The following is a 1,049-nucleotide window of genomic DNA, read 5'->3' as shown; positions in this document are numbered from 1 at the left end:
TCCACGGCCATCAGCCCTCCGAGGAAGCAGATCAGCACGCCGATGGCTATTCCGAACAGCACCATCGAGAGTACGTTCACCCACATGGCATCACCGCCGTAGAGGAACAGCGCCAGGGCCACGGAGTTCAGTATGCCGAACAGCAGCGCGGGAATCTTTCGGTCGCCCTTGAACAGCTTGTCCGAGAACCACCCGGAGAGCACGGTTCCGAGAATTCCCAGCAGTGCGTTTATCGAGACGACGGAAATGGCCTCCACGTCCGAGAATCCCTTGGCCTCCTGGAGGAACAACACGCCCCATCCGTTTATTGCGTAGCGTGATATGTACATGAATGCGCTCGCGGCGGCCAGCACCCATACGGCCGGGGTGCGGAGTACCTGTTTCTGAATCTCCTTGACGGACTTTTCGGCTCCGGGGACGGGCTTCTCGTGCGCCAGGGCCTCTACGGGCGGCAGTCCCTTGGATTCGGGGGTGTCGTGAAGCCAGCAGAGGACGATGACAACGCCTATTGCACCTGCGAGTGCCGATCCGAAGAACCCGGCCTGCCATCCTGCGAATGTGACGATGGAACCCACGAAGAGGAACGAGAAGAACTCCCCGAGGTTGTGGCTTGCGGAGAAGAATCCGTAATAGGTTCCGCGCTCTTTGAGGGGATACCACCGCGAGAGGGATATGATGGCCGGGGGCGCTCCCATGGACTGCGCCCATCCGTTCAGTCCCCACATGACGGCGAATGCCGCGAATATCACGGCCGTGGGAACTACGGAATGCGCCAGCCCCAGCAACCCCATCAGGGCGTTTGCGGCAGCCGAGACGATGAGTCCCGTGGCCATGAAGCGTTTGATGTTGCAGTAGTCGGCGATGAATCCGTTTACGAACTTTCCGACGGCATAGGCGAAGAGCAGGGCCGACCCGATGACGCCCAGCTGGGAAGCGTCGAGGGACCCGCTGTCGAGGATGGGCTTCTTCATGACGTTGAGACTCGTGCGGCAGACGTAGTAGAGGCTGTATCCGAGCGTTGCGGCGACGAAGGCCTGCAGGCGCAGACG

At 60.8% G+C, this 1,049-nt stretch carries 1 protein-coding gene; it reads right to left on the bottom strand.

The features are described from left to right. Window positions 1-1,049: MFS transporter (locus BLU78_RS13830; protein WP_074712161.1), on the bottom strand; the 1,049-nt coding region annotated here is incomplete at both ends.

The organism is Alistipes timonensis JC136, from assembly GCF_900107675.1.
GTDB classification, from domain to species: Bacteria; Bacteroidota; Bacteroidia; order Bacteroidales; family Rikenellaceae; genus Alistipes; species Alistipes timonensis.
This window is presented reverse-complemented; position numbering and strand designations above follow the sequence as displayed.